Consider the following 18,575-nt stretch of genomic DNA (forward strand, 5'->3'; position numbering starts at 1 on the left):
CAGATAATACATAAATGAATGTATTACAAGGTTTTGTGTACATGAAAAATTCTTCCGCAGAATGAAAAATCATTTGGCTTAGAATGAAAAATCGTTCGGCTGAGATTGATTTTCCGTTCTGCGGAGATTGATTTTTGTCTGAGAAAATGAAAGTTTTAGGTTTACCGATATTCTTCCTTCACGACAATCTTGTCGCCGGAATCGTCCACCTTGAAGAGGTGTGGCACGCGATGGTAGTGTCCGTTGATGTCCTTGTGGCTGTGGACGGACATGAGCAACTGGCCGTCGAACGTGCGGAACAACATGCCATGGCCGAAGTTGGGCGGGGTGATGGGCTGTTCTTCCTGCACCCACGGGCCGTCCAATGTGCCGCTTTCCGAATAGGCTACTCCTTGGGTATAAACATCGTAAATCCAACTGGTCCATATCATGCCCAACCGTCCGGTCTGCGTGCGGAAAAGGTAAGGACCGTCGGTCACTTTGCTGGCCACCGTATCACCATCGATGACTTCGCGGCTCCAGGGGGAGTCGCTGGCGCGGAACAGCAATTGGCCTTCGCCCATGCTGCCGCTTAAGTCTGGTTTCAGTTCTATTTTTTCTATTGTGCCGTCCCATGTTTGCAGCCATTCGTAACAGTAGACCATGTAGGGTTTACCGTCGGTGTCCACCCATAGCGTACCGTCGAGCGTAGGTTTTTCGGCAGGCAGGTAAGTCTTGTCTTCCATGGGGCGGTAAGGCCCTTCGGCCTTGTCGCTTACCAACACATGGCAGGCACGGCGTTCGATTTCGTTGCCTCGGAAAATACCTATCTTCACTTCCGGGTTGGTGAACGTGGCAAAGTAATAGTACTTGTCTTTGTATGGATGCAGCTCGGCCGCCCAAATCATCGGTTCCGGCCCCATCCAGGAAGCCGGGTCGGTTTCCGCCACGGTATAAGGGCCGTCCCAATACCGCAGGTCTTTGCTTTTCCATAATTTACCGCCTGTGCCGGTCATGTAATAAGTCATGGTGGCACGGTCGGGCAGGATGCAAGGGTCGCTCAGGACGATGGAGTCCAAGGGCACATGGTTTTTGGCACGGGATTGGCACATGCCGCTGCATACGGCAAGCAGGCACACTAAAGAAGTCAATAGCTTTTTCATGATGAAAAGGGTTAATGGGTTTTCTTTGTGGACAAAGATAGTGTTTTTTATCGGTTTTCATGCTGTTTCCGGATGATTTGAGGCTTGCATTGCCGGATTTCTATAGGAATGGCCTTTGCTTGCACTCCGGAAGCCTTGAAGCGCAGGAGAGCCATCACGGCTTTCCGGCAGTCGGGGTGGCTTTGGTCGAACACGAAGTTGCCGAGGCTGTAGAATACGGGGCGGGAGTTGATGTATTCCATGAGTTGCACGACGTGTGGATGGTGTCCTATGATGGCATCCGTCCCGGCTTGCATCAGTTTATGGGCGTAATGACGTTGCTGTACGTGGGGATGGGGTTGGAATTCTGTGCCCCAGTGCAGTACGGCCACGATGAACGACGAAGGATGCTCTGCCTTGTATTGTCGGATTCGGCTTGTAAGTCGGTCGATGGAGGGACGGCATACATCCGGCTGACCCTCTGCGTACTGCCAGTTTTCAAGAGGGAAGAGTACGGCATTGAAGACGGCCACCTTGATTCCCTTTTTCCGGATGACGGTGGGGGTGAGTTGCTCTTCCATGGAATATCCGTAGCCCAAAGGGGTAATGCCGGATGTATGAAGGGCTTGGTAGGTGTCAGCCAATCCTTGCCGCCCTTGGTCATTGGTATGGTTGTTGGCCATGGCGGCGTGAGTGATGCCGACTTGCCGGAGGTCTTTTGCCCATTCGGGTTCTCCCCTGAAGATGAACCGTTTGTTGAGAGGAGTGGTACGGGTGGTCAGTGGGCATTCCAGGTTGATGACCACGGCATCGGCTTGGCGGAAAACCGGGGTTACGTTGTTGAAAAGCCATGCCGTACCTCGCCGTTCGGCCATAGGCCGTATGCCGCGGTCCAACAGCACGTCGCCTGTGAACAGAATGTCCAGTGAGGCTTCTTCCTGTGTGCGGCGGCAGGCCGGGAAGAGGCACAAGACACATAATATGCCCGATATCCACCTTAACATCCCGTGCTGTAAAAAATCCATTCGTTGGCTTCGGGTTGACGGTCCAGAAAGTAAGGACGTATCCATTCTGGAGCAGGCGGTGTCTTGCCTTCTTTTAACATCTGTTGCCAAGCCTCGTCGGTGAGCCGCTCACCCAAGGGGCGGGTAAATTCATAGTAACCGAATATGGCTCCGCAGGTGATATAAGTTTGTCCGCCGATGTCGAGCAGTACATAGATGGTATTGGCGTTTCCCGTGGCTTCGTAAAGGATACCGTTTTTCGGGCATCCGGATATGTTGCGGGTGTACACGTCCGAAACGAGTGCCACGGAACGTTCCGTACCTTTCAAGTGGTTCCAAGAATCGTAGGGTTCTCCTGGCTCGATGACACTGAGTGTGAACCATTCTATCGAACTGCCCATCACGCGTATGGTTTCGTATTCTTCTTCTGTGAGTGTTTCTCTACGCAGTTCCTTTTCGGCCGTGTGGATGCAAAAGTCTACTTTTTCTTCCAGCGTGCTTGTCTTTTCCATGAGATCTTGGTCGGCAAATCCCGTTTTCTCCAATATTTTCCGGTTCAGAACGAGTAGTTCTTTCAGCTTCCTCCAAAACGGCAAGTTAGGTTCTACATATCCTACAACGATGGGGTTGGGGAGCCCGGCTCCTCCGCATTCAGCAGCCAAAGGGTGTTCTCCGTAGAGCAAGGCATCGTGTTTCAACTCGCTCCAAGAGGCCAGTGCCGTCTGTAAGTTCTTGCATTTCCAAGCCGGTGTACACATGAAACCGGGGTAGTTTTTCCCGGGGCGTTGCAGGACAATGAGAGATTCTATCCATTTATCGTACATCGTGCGGTTCCAGTCTACCTTTTGGTTGAATTTCTCTTTCATTTTATCGGCTGTTTTCCGGAAGTCTTTCCAGTTCTTGTCCTCATGGTAGCATGTATCGAGCAGGGCGGCTGCGCTTTCCACGCCGAAGGCGGCAAACACGTCGAGTCCCTTGGGATAGGCCCGGTTGCTTCCGGGAGTGGCATCAGCCATGGTTCCTAATATTTCGTTGTCGGCCATGTAACGTTGGGGCATGAAGTTGATTTTTTCGTTGCAACTCAGTTGTATCTTGGGCGTGATACGGTTACGGGTCTTGAAAACTTCCGTGAGCAGGCTGTTCACGTGGGCGGCCACGTTTTCGTCCTTTTCCGCAACGGATGCTGTGAGGTTGTGTTTGTCCAAGAAGTCGGCTATTTCGATGATGGAGGCGTTGTCCGGTTCTCCCATCAGGAACGTGAGGGCATCGTACATGCCGAGGCAGGCTTTTCGTGTATTGTCGGCCATTCGGTTGAAAGCTGCGGCCATGATGATGGTGCGCCACAGAGCTTCTGTTTTTTCCCGGCAGAAAGCGGCAGATTGCAACCACATCATGGTGCAGAAATACCTTTGGGTAGATTCGTCACGGTTGTAGTGTCCTCGCGGTTTGAACAGGCTGTACGGGAATATGATGTCTGTATAACCAAGGAAGGCCGAAGAGCCGTCTTCGCAAGCTGCGATGTGCCGCAGTTCGTCTTTGTAGGCTTCTTGGTAAGCGTGGGGTACGGGCAGATGGCTGCCGGTGAGCAGTTGATATGCTATGGCGAAGAACGTGGCGGCGTATTCCGCTTCGTCCTGTATGGCTTTTTGGCGGCTCAAGTTCAGGCTTTCGGTGTATAGGGCATGCAGGACACGTCGAAGGGTTGGTGTAAAATGGTTTTTCTCCAGGCTTTTGAGCACGTAACTGAAGTACATGTGGAAGGCTTGCAGGTAAAGGTCGGTAGTGATGAAATTGGGCATTTGGTGATAATCGTTGCTTTCGTAGACATTGAAAAGTTGCTCGTAATCCGTCGGGGCGATGACGAAATTATACCGGCTCAACATTTCCATAAATTTTGGTTCCGGACGGTCTATCTGGAACAGGTTGATGCAAAGCGACGGGTTGAGCAACTTGTAGCCATCAACGGTGACGTATTTCTGTGTGGCGAGTTCTTCCATTCGCCGGTCTATTCTTTCGATGAAAGCCTTTTCGGTAGGGGTGAGCTTGACCTTGTCATACGTGTCGGCGTATGGGCGCGAATTTACCGCATATTCGTATTCATAGTATAGGGTGTCGCAGAGTTTGAAATACCAATCCGTCTTGTTGATGAAAAAGCTGTTCAGGTCGGCTTCCATGAACCAATAGCCATGGAGGGCGTAGGGATAACTTCTGAGGATGCGCAGTTCCTCGTAACTCAAATGGCTGATGTCTTGCTTGTAATCTACATATTGTGGGAGCAGGCTGTCCGTCAACAGATGGACGGGCGGAATGTCGAAGCCCACATTTTCTTCGGATTGCACATCTTTTTCTTTTGTTGGCTTTTTAGCCGGGGACTTGCAAGCGATGCACAGGAAGGCCATGAGGCCAAAGAGGCTAATAATGGGGAAAATAAAGCGTTTCATGATATTTCGTTTTTAAGGTTTTATTCTTGGAGGTAACGTTCGAATACTGGCCCGAAGTTTCCCAAACGGTATAACGCCCTGCACGGCGTGCCGTCGGGTTTGCGTTCGGAAGTACATATCCGCATGGGGACTGAATCGCCTACGAGGCGGAAGTCTTCAAGAGGGTGGGGCATTCTGGAGCCTAACCATAACGGACGTATCAGCCGTCTTCGGTAGAGTTTGAAAAGAAACAGGCGTTTGTCCCGGGTAGGGCTATAGCGCGTGGCCTTGATGACCCCTACAGCTATTTCGGGACAACTGTCACCGGTCAGGTCACCGCAATCGAAACAGTAGACGGGGTAGGGCAGTTCCCATGAAGATTGCCCTACCCCGTCTATGAGGTGATGCAGGATGTACAGGCTGTCGTGGATACGCTCCATGCGTATCACTCCTTTTTGCCCGTCCTTACATTCGTAGGTGAACGACTTGGTTTCCTGACCACATGAGGCTGTCAGCCCATATGCCATGCAGAATGCAGTGACTTTTATTCCTGAGGAAAGGGTAGGCATTCGTTCTGACGGATTAATGCTTTTCGGCTAGCTTTTTACAGAATTTGCCGCCCGCCATGCAATAGATTCCCAAAAGAATGAAGGGTATACTCAGTATTTGGCCCATATTGATGAGCATGGAGGCTTCCCAGGCTTCCTGTACCTCTTTGGTATATTCGATGAAGAAACGGGCCGTGAAGATGGTAGTCAGGCAGAAACCGAAAAAGAATCCCGTGCCGACTTTCTGCGGATATTTATGATAAAGTACGTATCCGACGATGAGAAATACGAAATAGCAGATGGCTTCATAGAGTTGGCCGGGATGGCGTGGCAGCATGTCGACGCGCTCGAAAACGAATGCCCAAGGCACATCGGTTGGCTTGCCGATGATTTCCGAGTTCATCAGGTTGCCCAAACGGATAAACATGGCACTGGCCGGAGTAGCGATGGCGATGTTGTCCAACACGCGCATGATGTTCAGTTTCGTTTTCCTGACGTAAAGCCATAGGGCGAGCATCAGTCCTATCGTGCCGCCGTGGCTGGCTAGTCCGGCGTAACCGGTGAACACCCAACCGTTGGCCGTCTGTTGCATAGGTAGAATCATTTCCAAGGGGTGGGCAAGGAAATAGTCCGGTTCGTAGAACAGGCAGTGCCCCAGACGGGCACCTACGAGGATGCCCACGAAACAATAGAAAAACAACGGGTCGAACAGTTTGTCGGCGATGTGCTGCCTGCGGTACAGGCGTTGCACCAATACGTAGGCTGCCAACAGGGCAAAGCACCAACACAGCGAATACCAACGCACACCGAATGAACCGAGGTGGAAAGCGAACAGGTCGGGATTCCACGTGATAAATAACAGGCTGTCCATGGCGGTCATACGTTGAAACGGAAGTGCATGATGTCACCGTCCTGCACCACATAGTCTTTTCCTTCCACTCCCATCTTGCCGGCTTCGCGCACGGCTGCTTCCGAACCGTAACGGATGTAGTCTTCGTATTTGATGACTTCCGCGCGGATAAAGCCTTTTTCAAAGTCCGTGTGGATGACGCCGGCACACTGCGGGGCTTTCCATCCCTTGCGGAAGGTCCAGGCTTTCACTTCCATCTCTCCGGCTGTGATGAACGTCTGCAAGTTCAGCAAGTGGTAGATGGCTTTGATGAGTCGGTCGCATCCCGATTCCTTCAGCCCCATGTCTTCCAGGAACATCTGTTTTTCCTCGTAGCTTTCCAGTTCGGCAATGTCGGCCTCCGTTTGGGCGGAGATGATGAGCAGTTCGGCATTTTCGTCCTTGATGGCTTCGCGTACGGTATCCACGTATGGATTACCGTGAGCGGCAGAGGTGTCGTCCACGTTGCAGACGTAGAGCACCGGTTTGGCTGTGAGCAGGAAGAGGTTTTTGGCTGCTTGCTGTTCGTCCTCGTTTTCAAAGGTGACGGTACGGGCCGATTTGCCTTGTTCCAAAGCCTCTTTGTATTGCAATAGCACGTCATACTCTATTTTGGCTTGTTTGTCACCGCCCACTTTGGCCACTTTTTCCACGCGTTTGATGCGGTTTTCGATGGTTTCCAAGTCTTTGAGCTGTAGTTCCGTGTCGATGATTTCCTTGTCGCGTACGGGATCTACCGACCCGTCCACGTGCACGATGTTGTCGTTGTCGAAACAACGCAATACGTGGATGATGGCATCGGTCTCACGGATATTACCGAGGAACTGGTTGCCTAAGCCTTCTCCCTTACTGGCTCCTTTTACCAGTCCGGCAATGTCCACGATGTCACAGGTGGCCGGAACGATGCGCCCGGGGTGGACCAATTCCGCCAGTTTGTTCAGACGTTCGTCCGGTACGGTGATTTGTCCCATTTGTGCGTCGATGGTGCAGAACGGAAAGTTTGCAGCCTGTGCCTTGGCGCTCGACAGACAGTTGAAAAGGGTAGACTTGCCCACGTTGGGCAAACCTACTATACCTGCTTTTAAAGCCATAGTTTATTTCGTTTTTATCAATTACCTTATTAATTAGGTGCAAAATTAAGAATAAATCCGGTATGTGGGAAATCTTTTTCGTTCTGCGCCAAGTGATTTTCCATTCTCTGCGCGGTGGTTTCCCGTTTTGGAGCGGACGGTTTTGGAACTTTCCGATAACGTTTTCCGGAGTATCAATGTGCTTCCAACCAGTTCTTTCCCCAACCGTAATCGGCTTCGAGCGGGACTTGCATGGTGTAGGCGCGTTCCATTTCTTCGATGACGATTTGCTGCACGCGTTCTTTTTCTTCCGGATAGACGCTGAAGTTCAATTCGTCGTGTACTTGTAAAATCATTTTAGAACGTATGTGCTCTTTCTGGAAGCGGCGGTAAATGGCTATCATGGCAATTTTGATGATGTCTGCCGCGCTGCCCTGTATCGGGGCATTGATGGCGTTGCGTTCGGCATAACCGCGCACCACTGCGTTGTGGCTGTTGATGTCGCGCAGATAGCATTTACGATGGTAAATGGTTTCGGTATATCCCTTTTCACGCGCTGTTTCAATGCTCTTCTTCATGTATTCCTTCACTTTGGGATACGTGGTGAAATAGCCGTCAATCAATTCTTTGGCTTCCGCACGGCTTACGTTCATCCGTTCGGCCAATCCGAATACGGTGATACCGTATATGATGCCGAAATTGGCTGTTTTGGCCTTGCTTCGTTCTTCGCGGGTAACTTCTTCCAAAGGTTTTTTGTAAACCTTTGCGGCGGTAGCGGCATGGATGTCGTGCCCTTCGCGGAAAGCCTCTATCATGTGTGGGTCGCCACTCAAGTGAGCCATGATACGCAGTTCGATTTGGGAGTAGTCGGCCGAGAAGAATTCACAACCTGGTTCCGGGATAAAAGCCTTACGGATTTCTTTGCCTTCCTCGTTGCGTACAGGGATGTTTTGCAGGTTCGGGTTACTGCTGCTCAACCGTCCGGTCGTGGTAATGGTTTGATTGAAGGAGGTGTGGATATGTCCGGTTTCGGGATTGATAAGCTTAGGCAAGGCATCGATGTATGTGCCTAACAGTTTTTTCAGTCCTCGGTGTTCCAGGATTTTTTCCACTATGGGATGGCGTGTGCGTAATGTTTCCAATACTTCTTCCGAGGTGACATATTGTCCTGTTTTGGTTTTCTTGGGCTTTTCGCTTATTTTCAGTTTTTCAAACAAGACTTCGCCTACCTGTTTGGGAGAGGCTATGTTGAACGGTTCACCGGCCAGGGCGTGTATCTCTTCTTCCAAACGGTTCATTTCTTTGGTGTAGAGCGTAGAAGTTTCCTTCAACGCTTCGGTGTCGATGCACACTCCGTTGCGTTCCATCCAAGCCAATACCGGCATGAGCGGCATTTCTACTTCGCGGAACAGGTCATAACATCCTTCCTCCTTTAACTTCGGTTCAAACACGTTTTTCAGTTTCAAGGTAATGTCGGCATCTTCGCATGCGTATTCATATACTTGCGACGGAGGAAGGTCTGCCATGTTCTTCTGGTTCTTTCCTTTCGGTCCGATAAGTTCTTCGATATGGATGGTCTGGTAGTTCAGATAGACTTCGGCCAGATAGTCCATGCCATGACGTAATTCAGGTTGCAAAAGATAATGGGCAATCATCGTGTCGAAGATTTCGCCTTTCAACGTGATGCCGTAGTTTTGTAATACCATCAAATCATATTTGATGTTTTGCCCGATTTTGAGTATTCGTTCGTCTTCATAGACTGATTTAAATTCATTAACTATCTTTTGCGCTTCTTCAGGGTCTTGCGGAATCGGTACGTAAAAAGCCTGATTTTCCTTGACACTAAAGCTCAATCCCACCAATTTGGCACTGATGGGGTCGGTTCCGGTGGTCTCCGTGTCTAGACAGAGAAAATCTTTTGTAACGAATAAGTCAATGATTCGACTCCTATCTTCTTTCGTTTCAATGAGTTGGTAGTCGAAATCCTCCTTTTTGTACTTGCTGAGATTTGAATATTTGCTTGCTTCCGGGGATTCGTCTGCAAATTCTGCAAAGAGAGAGCCTTGGAAAAAGCCCGGTTCTACGCTAGGTTGCTTTTTGGAGAACTTTCGTTCCAGTAAAGTCCGGAACTCTAAATCTTCGAATAAACGTTGCAAGGCTTCTGCGTCCGGCTCTTTTGTGGTGAGTGCTTCCAAGTCGAGCGTAATGGGCACGTCCGTCTTGATGGTGGCCAGGAACTTGGAGAAGGCAATCATGTCGCGGTGGGTTTCCACTTTGTTTTTTATGCTGCCTTTTAGTTCGTCCGTATGTTCCAACAGATTTTCGATGCTGCCGAATTGGTTGACGAGTTTGGATGCGGTTTTTCCGCCCACACCGGGACAACCCGGAATATTGTCGGACGAGTCTCCCATCAGTCCGAGAATATCAATGACCTGGGTCGGAGAAGAGATGTCGAATTTTTCGGTGACCTCTTTTACCCCCATGATTTCAAAATCCTTGTCTCCGAATTTCGGACGGTACATCTTGACCCTCTCGTTGACTAATTGGCCGTAGTCTTTGTCGGGTGTCATCATGTAAGTTTCCAAATTCCCGTGTGCGGCAGCCTGTGTGGCCAAAGTGCCGATGACGTCGTCAGCTTCAAATCCGGCGACTTCGAGGATGGGGATACGGTAAGCCCGTATGATATCTTTTATAATAGGTACGGCGGTGCGGATGGCTTCCGGTGTTTCTTCCCGTTGTGCCTTATATTCGGGATAGGCTTCGTGGCGGAAAGTGGGACCTGCAGGGTCAAAAGCCACACCGATATGCGAAGGATGCTCTTTGTTGAGCACCTCCTCCAATGTGTTGACAAAACCTAAGATAGCTGATGTATTAAGCCCTTTCGAATTGATGCGGGGGCTTTTGATGAATGCGTAGTAGGCCCTGTAAATGAGCGCGTAGGCATCGAGTAAAAAAAGTCTGTCCATACGTTATGATGATTTTCTCCGTAAATTTACGTAAAAAATATGAGTGGCTTTTGATTTTTATGTAATTTTGTATTCCGAAATCAGCTGATTATATGGACGTATTAACTCAAATCCGGAAACCGGTGGAGCGTGAAATGAAAGATTTCGAGTCGCTTTTCGGTATTACTCTGCAGCACCAGAATCCTCTTCTCATGATAGCCTTGCGGCATGTGTTGAGCCGTAAGGGGAAGTTGATGCGTCCGATTTTGACTTTGTTGGCTGCAAAAAAGTACGGTGAAATCAATGATTCCGTATTGCATGCCGCCGTGAGTTTGGAGATGTTGCATACGGCCAGTCTGGTGCATGATGATGTGGTAGACGAGAGTGGCGTACGTAGGGGACAGTCCTCTGTGAATGCCCTTTTGGATAATAAGGCAGCCGTCTTGGTGGGCGATTATCTCTTGTCTACGGCTTTGAAGCATGCGGCCATGGCCGGTGACCTGAGGGTAGTAGATTTGGTCGCTCGTTTGGGGCAGACGCTTTCCGATGGGGAATTGCAGCAGTTGTCTAACGTGAAGTCCGATGAAATCAGCGAAAATCAGTATTTCGAAGTGATTCGGCGTAAAACAGCCTCTTTGTTTGCCGTATGTGCCGAAGTCGGTGCTTTGTTGTCAGGAGCATCGGAAAATGAAATCCTTCGTTTGGGTGAGTTCGGCACTTACGTAGGTATCTGCTTTCAGATTCGTGACGATGTCTTCGACTATTATGATGCTGAAGTAGGTAAACCTACGGGAAATGACATGAAAGAAGGTAAGCTTACTCTTCCGGTGGTGCATGCCGTACTTCAGCCTGGCGCAGAGACGTGGCATGAGACGGCGTTGAAAGTACGTGCGGGCAGGGCCACAGAAGAAGAAATCTCGGCTTTAGTGAACTTTACCAAGCAGTCGGGCGGTATAGAGTATGCCCGTCGTAAGATGGATGAAATTCGTGAACAAGCGGTCGGTTTGATAGGTGCTGACGGGAACGAGGCCGTAGGTGAAGCCTTACGTTTGTACTTGGATTTCGTATTGAAACGAGTGTCTTAATAGGGTGGGAGGATGATTTGTTTCCTCCAGTCCGATTATAGACGATTGATTTCTTCCGTATCCAATCCTGTACAGGCTGCTATCGTATGGGTTGGTATGCCATTGGCTTTCATCTGTCTGGCTATGTTTAGCTTTTCTTCTTGCATTCCCTTTTCAATACCTTTTTGCATCCCTATTTGCATCCCTTTTTGTTCTCCTTCCTTTGTGGCTTTTTGAACGGCGAAGTCAATGGTGTTTCTCCAGTCGCGGTATACTTTCAGGCTCGTTTCGTAGTGGTGGTATTCCTCTACGGTGAACTTCGCGATTTCTGCTGCCTCGAAGAACCGGGTAAAGACGCGTTCCTGTAGCGTAGCGGGCTTTTCCATCAGCCGCGTGAGGTTGCGTAGCACGAAGAGCCATTTGTCGAACATACTGTCAAGTTCTTCTTCTTTCTTGTTGAACTTGGGCATTTCCAGATAGATGAACGTCAGCTTGTCGTAGAACACCTCCCGGGTCTTGCTGTCGGTCAACTGCACTTCGTGGTGGAAGTACCCGTCGTGGGTGTGGTCGAACACGAAATTCAGTATGGCGATGACGTACACGGCCTTGAGTTGGTAATCCCAATCGCCGCGCTTTCCCTGCTGCTGTATGGGGAAGGAAGCGTAGTACAAGCTCCTTTCCTTGAAGAACAGTTGCTGTCCGCGTTGCATGTTTTGTCGTTCACTGTCATAAGATAGTTTTCGTCAAATGATTCAATGAGAAAGTATTTTTTTATCTTGTTCTTACTGCATTATGGTAAAAGCTGTTTTTTTTAATAAATATCTTTGTGCTTGTTGGAAACAATGACATTTTGCTATTTTTTTCATGTTGGGCTATGGTAAAGGATAGATAAAATAGAGGAAAAAGATGTTCTTGTTTTAATATTTAAGATAGGATTATTGCTCTTATCGCGCATTTCTCTGCTAAAATCCAGATTTCTTTCAGCCGAACGAAAAATCGTTTGGCTGAAAGCGGAAAATGTTTCTCAGCAGATTGGGATGGGAATCTCCGAAAAATGGCGTGAGAACGGGATGGAGTGGGGGATAAGGCCTCCGGAAATGAAAGGTTTTTCTTTTATTTGGGACGGAAAAGCATACAAAAATACCTGCCACATTTGTCACCGTTTCCGGCTTTTTTGTGGCAGGCATTGGGTTTTGTACTGACGGTGGCGTTGTGCTGCCTTTTGGGTGTCAGCAAACCATCCGCATGGGTGTCAGAATGTCATTTTCACGATGCGCGAGAATCGCGTAGAACCGACGTGTGCTTCACCGGTATGCAAATGCGCCGTTCTCGTGGGGACATGTTTGTCGTTTTGTCAAACTGTCAAAAGGGGAGGGATTAGAAGAATTTCACCTCTTCTCCCGTCACTTCGCCCAACAGCAGGTTGGCCAACCGGCTTGTGCCGAGGCGCAGCCACTGGTTGGTAAGCCATTTTTCGCCTAAGACCTCTTTGACGATGGTGTAGTACACAAGGGCGTCATGTACCGTGTGCATGCCTCCTGCGGGCTTAAAACCTATCTGTATGCCCGTTTCGTCATAGTATTCCTTGATGGCCTGGCACATGACATAGGCTGCTTCCGGCGTAGCGGCCGGTTCGAGTTTCCCGGTGGACGTTTTGATGTAGTCCGCTCCGGCATACATGGCCAACAGGGAGGCTTTCTTGATGTTCGCGGCAGTCTTCAGGCAGCCCGTTTCGAGGATGACTTTCATCTTATGGTCGCCGCAGGCCGCTTTCAGCTCGCTGATTTCGTCGCAGAGCGTCTCGTAGTCGCCGCTCAGGAATTTGCCGACGGACATGACGATGTCTATCTCCGTGGCGCCGTCCTTGATGGCCAGGGCCGTTTCGGCCACTTTGACTTCAATCAGGGCTTGCGAGGAGGGGAAACTGCCCGACACGCAGGCTACTTCCACGCCCTCTACTTCGAGCGATTGGCTGACGATTTGTGCGAAGCAGGGATAGACACAGATGGTGGCCACGTGCGGCAGGTCGGGGTAGGTGTCCTCGAATGCGTTCACGCGTTCCGTGAAGCGGAGGATGCTTTCTTCGCTGTCCGTGGTGTTCAATGAGGTCAGTTCCACACTGCCCATCAGGAATCTTTTGACTTCCGTAGTGTCGTTTTCCGGCACTTTTTCGGCGATGATTTTCGCCACGGCTTCTTTCACGGCCTCGTCGCTGAGGTTGAGGTCGTACTTCTTCAATGCCTGTTCGTACTTGCTGGTTTCAGGCTCGTGATGATGTGTGTGCTCGCTCATGATTCAATGTAATTTGGGATTGTTAATATGTCGTTCTTTGTCTCTTCGGGTTTTCTTTTCGATGCTTTTGCGGAGTGCTTCCGTCAGGTTCACGCCCGTCTGGTTGGCCAGGCAAATCAGTACCCAGAGCACGTCGGCCATCTCTTCTTCCAGGTTGCAGCTTTCTCCTTCCTTGAAAGACTGGTCGCCGTAGCGGCGGGCCATGACACGGGCCAGTTCGCCCACTTCTTCGGTCAGGCAAGCCATGTTGGTCAGTTCGCTGAAGTAACGTATACCGACCGTTTTAATCCATTCGTCTACCTGTTTCTGTGCTTCGTCTATAGTCATATTTTCCTTTTTTATTCTTTGTTTTTAGTGTCCATGCAGATGGTGACGGGGCCGTGGTTCAACAGGTCCACTTTCATTTCCGCTCCGAATTCTCCCGTCTGCACGGGTTTGCCAAGCGCTTCGCCCAATTTCCGGCAGAAGCTTTCGTAGAGGGGGATAGCCGTGGCATGCCCGGCAGCACGGATATACGAGGGACGGTTGCCTTTCTTGTACGAAGCCATCAGGGTGAATTGACTGATAACCAATATGTCACCTCCTGTTTCGAGGATGCTCCGGTTCATTACGCCGTTTTCGTCGTCGAAGATGCGAAGTCCTGTAATCTTACGGCACAACCAATCTATATCCTCTTCATTGTCAGCTTCTTCTATACCTAACAGGATTAAAAGTCCGCCTTGTATGGCCGATTTGCAGTGACAGCCGATGCTCACCGACGCATGGCTGACGCGTTGTATCACGGTTCTCATGTGTTTAGCGTGCGTTTGGTTCTTTGCAAAGATACGGAAAAAGCCTGCATCTCATGCTCCAGCAGGCAGGTTTTCTTGTATTATTTTCGCTTTGGCCTGCCCGATTTCCGCGGCCAGTTCGTCGAACGAAGCTTCCCGGATACGTTTCACGCTTTTAAACCGTTTGAGCAACTGGGTTTTGGTCTTCTCGCCGATGCCTTTGATGGTGTCCAGTGCCGAAACGGTTTGGTGTTTACTGCGTTTGTCGCGATGGAAAGTGATGGCAAAGCGGTGCACTTCATCCTGTATCTGGGTCATGAGCCGGAACACTGGGCTGTCTGTCTTCATACCGATGACGATCGGCGGGAAGCCGAACAACAGTTCGTTGGTGCGGTGGCGGTCGTCTTTAGCCAGTCCGGCGATGGGTATGCGCAGGCCGAGTTCGTCTTCTACCACTTCGCGTACCACCTCCATCTGTCCCCGTCCGCCGTCCGTGATGATGAGGTCGGGCAATTCGCCTTGTTCAGCCATGGCGCGTGAATACCGGCGGCGTACCACCTCTTTCATCGAGGCATAATCGTCCGGCCCGACCACGGTTTTGATGTTGTATTTGCGGTAGTCTTGTTTGCTGGGTTTGCACTTTTTGAAGACTACGCAGGCTGCCACGGCATCCGTCCCCGAGATATTCGAATTGTCGAAACATTCGATGCGCATGGGGAGTTTCTCAAGGTGCATGGCTTGCTGTATTTCTTTCATCAGCCGTACGCTTTTCTGTTCCGGATTGAGCTTTTCGGCCTGTTTGAGCCTGTCCAGTTTGTATTGTTTTACGTTGAGTACGGAGAGTTCCAGCAGTTTCTTCTTGTCTCCCCTTTGCGGGACGGTGAAGGTGACGCCTTCCATTTCCACTTCGATGGGAAAGGGGGTGATGATTTCCTTGGAACGGCTCTTGTAGCGTTCCCGCATTTCTGCGATGCCCAGTGTCAACAGTTCTTCGGGAGATTCGTTCATCCGTTTTTTATATTCAAAGGTGAAGGCCTGGTTGATACTCCCGTTCGTCACGTGCAAGTAGTTGATGTAAGCTGCGTTTTCATCGTCCTCAATGGAGAAAACGTCGATGTTGTGAAGGACGTTGCTCACCACTTCGCTCTTGCTCCGGTAACTTTCCAAAAGGTTGTACTTCCTTTTGATGGTCTGCGCCTCTTCGAAACGCATTTCTGCCGCCAACGCTTGCATTTCGGCGAGCATGTTCCGGCTGATTTCGGCTGTGTTTCCTTTCAGGATTTCCTTGGCTTCTTGGATGGATTGGAGGTATTCTTCGCGGCTTTGCGCTCCGATGCAGGGGCCTTTGCAGTTCTTGATGTGGTATTCCAGACAGACGTTGAACTTTCCGCTACGGATGTTTTCAGGTGTGAGCGCGAGGTGGCACGTGCGCAACGGATAGAGGTTCTTGATGAGTTCGAGTAAGGCATTCAGCGTGGGGATGTGGCTGTAAGGGCCGAAGTATGTGGATCCGTTGCGTACGATGTGCCGTGTCTTGAAAATGCGGGGAAAGTATTCGTTGGTCACACAAATGGACGGATAGGTCTTGTCATCCTTCAGCAACACGTTGTAATGCGGTTTATAGCGTTTGATAAGGTTGTTTTCCAATAAAAGCGCGTCTTCTTCGCTGTTTACTACTATATACTTGATATCCCTGATTTTACTGACCAACATGGCTGTTTTCCGGCTTTGGTGGTCTTTGCTGAAATAGGAATAGACGCGCCGTTTCAGGTTTTTGGCTTTGCCCACATAAATGATTTCCCCATCGTCGTTCAAATATTGGTAGCATCCCGGGCTGTCCGGCAGGTTTAGGACGATACCTTTCAAATAAGCGTCTAGCTTTTCTTTTTCTTCGGTCGTCATGGCGTTTGGAATTGGATATGGAAAGGGGACAATACAGCGTGCTGCATGTCCCCGTTGAAAAAGCAATTTTTAGACACGTAGGAGGGTGCTGATTTCAATGCCTTCGTCGAAAACCTCACGTCCGTTCAATCCTTCGCCCGTCAGTTCGATAATGAAATTGATGTAGACGTGTGCCGGATTAAACTTCTTCACCAAGTTGTAGGCCGCTTTCATGGAACCGCCTGTGGCAAGCAAATCGTCATGAATGAGCACCACGTCTTTTTCGTCAATGGCATCTTTATGTATTTCTATCGTATCCTTGCCGTATTCTTTCATATAACTTTCCTGTAAGGTTTCGGCCGGAAGCTTTCCGGGTTTCCGGCACATGACGAAACCAGCACCCAGTTTCACCGCAAGGGCGGCACCGAGGACGAAGCCGCGCGACTCTATGCCGACCACCTTTGTGATGCCTTTGTCCTTATAGATTTCATACAATTCATTCAGCATGATCTTCATGCACTTCGCGTTTTTGAAGAGTGTCGTTACGTCCTTGAACTGAACTCCGGGTATAGGGAAGTCCGGAATGTTTCGCAGATTCTTCAGTAATGTTGGATTGTTCATAACCAGTATTTTATCTGTTGATAATTTAAGTTTTGTTTCACGTGAAACGTAGAGCTTTTGGCTACCGTCCCAAAAGCACGAGCAGCACGTTGATGTCGCTAGGAGAAACGCCAGGGATGCGTCCGGCTTGTGCCAATGTTTCCGGGTTGATTTTCTCTAATTTCTGGCGGGCCTCAGTAGACAGGGAATTCATGCTTTTGTAATCGAAGCGGCCTTTTATCTTAATGCTTTCCAAGCGCTGCATCTTGTCGGCGATGATTCTTTCGCGGGCAATATACCCATCATACTTTATCAATACTTCGGCAGCTTCGATGATTTCATCCCGTCGGTCGGTCAATGTGTCGAGCAGAGCCTTTAACGGTGTGATATGTTCGGCAATGTTTTTCACCGTGATTTGCGGACGGTTGATTAATTCGAAAAGTTTGCATCCGTATTTGAGCGGTGTCGTGCCTAAAGCTTCCAGTCCGGGATTGATCAGGGCCGGTTTCAACGAGAAGTCTTTGCAGAAACTTACGATATGCTCGACAGCTTCCTTTTTAGAAAGCCAATGGTCATAGCGTTCATGTGTAGCCAGTCCTATCTGGTAAGAACGTTCCGTGAGGCGTGCGTCTGCATCATCCTGGCGAAGCAAGATACGATATTCTGCCCGCGACGTGAACATGCGATAAGGCTCGTCTACTCCTTTAGTGACTAAATCGTCGATGAGTACGCCGATATAGGATTCGTCGCGATGCATGATGAAAGGTTCTCCTCCGGAACATTTCAAGGCGGCGTTGATGCCGGCTACGATGCCTTGCCCGCCTGCTTCTTCGTAACCTGTGGTCCCGTTGACTTGTCCGGCCATGAACAAGCCCGGCAGTATTTTCGATTCCAACGTATGGTACAGTTGGGTGGGGTCAAAATAATCGTATTCTATGGCATAGCCCGGACGGTATATGGCCAAATCGCGGAAAGCCGGGATTTTTTTCAAGGCTTCGATTTGGATGTGGAGTGGCAGGCTCGATGAAAATCCGTTTAGATAATATTCTTGCGTGCTTTCGCCTTCCGGCTCTAAGAAAAGTTGGTGTTGGCCGCGTTCGGGAAAGGTGACCAGTTTAGTCTCGATGCTCGGGCAGTAGCGCGGTCCTATGCTTTGGATTTGTCCGTTGTAAAGGGGGGAATCCGGTAAGCCGCTTCTCAGTACTTCGTGGACTTCCGGATTGGTAAAACAAGTCCAACACGGAAGTTGTTTCAGTTGGCGGTCGCGCCCCATGAATGAAAATTTATGGTAGTCGTGTTCTCCCTCCTGTATTTCCATTTCCTCGAAATGTACGCTTCTTCCGTCGATGCGTACCGGTGTCCCTGTTTTCATCCGCCCGTAGTTTATACCATGGCAGGCGATGGATTCGGTCAAATGGTATGATGCCGGTTCGGCCACACGGCCTCCGGGCAACTGCGTGTGTCCGATGTGCATCAAGCCGTTCAGGAATGTGCCGGCCGTCAGGATGACGCACCGTGCCCGAATCGTCACGTCGAAATAGGTTTTCACACCTGTCACTTCTCCGTGCTCTACGAGGAGTTCCTTCACTTGGTCTTGCCAGATATGCAAATTGGGTGTATTTTCCAGGATTTCCCGCCATGCCCAGATGAATTTTCCACGGTCGCACTGGGCGCGGGGGCTCCACATGGCCGGTCCTTTCGAACGGTTGAGCATACGGAATTGTATGGCAGTGCGGTCGGTCACGATACCCATGTAGCCGCCCAAAGCGTCTATTTCCCGGACGATTTGTCCTTTGGCAATGCCCCCCACGGCTGGATTGCAGCTCATTTGTCCTATCTTGTTCATGTCCATGGTGACAAGGCAGGTTTGCGCTCCCATGTTGGCAGAGGCTGCTGCTGCTTCGCAGCCTGCATGGCCGCCGCCTATCACTATCACATCGTAGTCGAACTTCATTTTTAACTTGTTTTTAC

General features: G+C 49.9%; 14 protein-coding genes and 1 pseudogene. 1 reads left to right on the plus strand and 14 read right to left on the minus strand.

Annotated features, from left to right (window positions below; all coding sequences use genetic code 11):
• Positions 1–161 precede the first annotated feature (161 nt).
• The 7 genes from AC5RDV_RS05285 to polA form a co-directional block, all read right to left on the minus strand.
• Positions 162–1,142, minus strand: a complete 981-nt coding sequence (locus tag AC5RDV_RS05285) for a glycoside hydrolase family 43 protein (protein ID WP_423804213.1) — start codon at positions 1,140–1,142, stop codon at positions 162–164.
• 47 nt (positions 1,143–1,189) lie between these two features.
• Positions 1,190–2,125 carry a CapA family protein gene (locus AC5RDV_RS05290; RefSeq protein WP_282747751.1) on the minus strand — a complete coding sequence of 312 codons (936 nt, stop codon included), beginning with the start codon at positions 2,123–2,125 and terminating at the stop codon, positions 1,190–1,192.
• Positions 2,119–4,566 carry a DUF3160 domain-containing protein gene (locus AC5RDV_RS05295; RefSeq protein WP_282747750.1) on the minus strand — a complete coding sequence of 816 codons (2,448 nt, stop codon included), beginning with the start codon at positions 4,564–4,566 and terminating at the stop codon, positions 2,119–2,121. The genes AC5RDV_RS05290 and AC5RDV_RS05295 overlap by 7 nt, the downstream gene beginning before the upstream one ends.
• Positions 4,567–4,586: 20 nt before the next feature.
• Positions 4,587–5,072 (minus strand): nuclear receptor-binding factor 2, encoded by a 486-nt coding sequence (locus AC5RDV_RS05300; RefSeq protein WP_282747749.1) that lies wholly within the window; start codon positions 5,070–5,072, stop codon positions 4,587–4,589.
• A 55-nt stretch (positions 5,073–5,127) separates the two neighbouring features.
• Positions 5,128–5,973, minus strand: a complete 846-nt coding sequence (gene lgt / locus AC5RDV_RS05305) for a prolipoprotein diacylglyceryl transferase (RefSeq protein ID WP_282747748.1) — start codon at positions 5,971–5,973, stop codon at positions 5,128–5,130.
• Positions 5,970–7,073, minus strand: coding sequence for a redox-regulated ATPase YchF (gene ychF / locus AC5RDV_RS05310; RefSeq protein WP_282747747.1), 1,104 nt, complete (start codon positions 7,071–7,073; stop codon positions 5,970–5,972). Before ychF ends, lgt begins: the two co-directional genes overlap by 4 nt.
• Before the next feature lie 173 nt (positions 7,074–7,246).
• Positions 7,247–10,018: a DNA polymerase I gene (gene polA, locus AC5RDV_RS05315; RefSeq protein ID WP_282747746.1), complete on the minus strand. Its 2,772-nt coding sequence runs from the start codon at positions 10,016–10,018 to the stop codon at positions 7,247–7,249.
• A 92-nt stretch (positions 10,019–10,110) separates the two neighbouring features.
• Here polA and AC5RDV_RS05320 point away from each other — a divergent pair, with 92 nt between their 5' ends.
• Positions 10,111–11,082 (plus strand): polyprenyl synthetase family protein, encoded by a 972-nt coding sequence (locus AC5RDV_RS05320; RefSeq protein ID WP_008628075.1) that lies wholly within the window; start codon positions 10,111–10,113, stop codon positions 11,080–11,082.
• A 35-nt stretch (positions 11,083–11,117) separates the two neighbouring features.
• Here the strand turns inward: AC5RDV_RS05320 and AC5RDV_RS05325 are convergent.
• The 7 genes and pseudogenes from AC5RDV_RS05325 to mnmG form a co-directional block, all read right to left on the minus strand.
• Positions 11,118–11,771, minus strand: a pseudogene (locus tag AC5RDV_RS05325) (Rpn family recombination-promoting nuclease/putative transposase); the annotation flags it as partial.
• Between the two features lie 667 nt (positions 11,772–12,438).
• The gene (deoC, locus tag AC5RDV_RS05330) at positions 12,439–13,353 is read right to left on the minus strand and encodes a deoxyribose-phosphate aldolase (RefSeq protein WP_282747745.1); all 915 of its coding nucleotides are present in this window, start codon (positions 13,351–13,353) and stop codon (positions 12,439–12,441) included.
• 3 nt (positions 13,354–13,356) lie between these two features.
• On the minus strand, positions 13,357–13,680 hold the full coding sequence (locus tag AC5RDV_RS05335) for a nucleotide pyrophosphohydrolase (RefSeq protein WP_282747744.1): 324 nt from the start codon (positions 13,678–13,680) through the stop codon (positions 13,357–13,359).
• An 11-nt stretch (positions 13,681–13,691) separates the two neighbouring features.
• Positions 13,692–14,144, minus strand: coding sequence for a D-aminoacyl-tRNA deacylase (gene dtd / locus AC5RDV_RS05340; RefSeq protein WP_008628081.1), 453 nt, complete (start codon positions 14,142–14,144; stop codon positions 13,692–13,694).
• Positions 14,145–14,195: 51 nt separating this feature from the next.
• Positions 14,196–16,025, minus strand: coding sequence for an excinuclease ABC subunit UvrC (gene uvrC, locus AC5RDV_RS05345; RefSeq protein WP_282747743.1), 1,830 nt, complete (start codon positions 16,023–16,025; stop codon positions 14,196–14,198).
• 69 nt (positions 16,026–16,094) lie between these two features.
• Positions 16,095–16,625, minus strand: coding sequence for an adenine phosphoribosyltransferase (locus AC5RDV_RS05350; protein ID WP_008619069.1), 531 nt, complete (start codon positions 16,623–16,625; stop codon positions 16,095–16,097).
• Positions 16,626–16,686: 61 nt separating this feature from the next.
• Positions 16,687–18,558 carry a tRNA uridine-5-carboxymethylaminomethyl(34) synthesis enzyme MnmG gene (mnmG, locus tag AC5RDV_RS05355; protein ID WP_282747742.1) on the minus strand — a complete coding sequence of 624 codons (1,872 nt, stop codon included), beginning with the start codon at positions 18,556–18,558 and terminating at the stop codon, positions 16,687–16,689.
• Positions 18,559–18,575: the final 17 nt, after the last annotated feature.

This window comes from Paraprevotella sp., assembly GCF_986071375.1.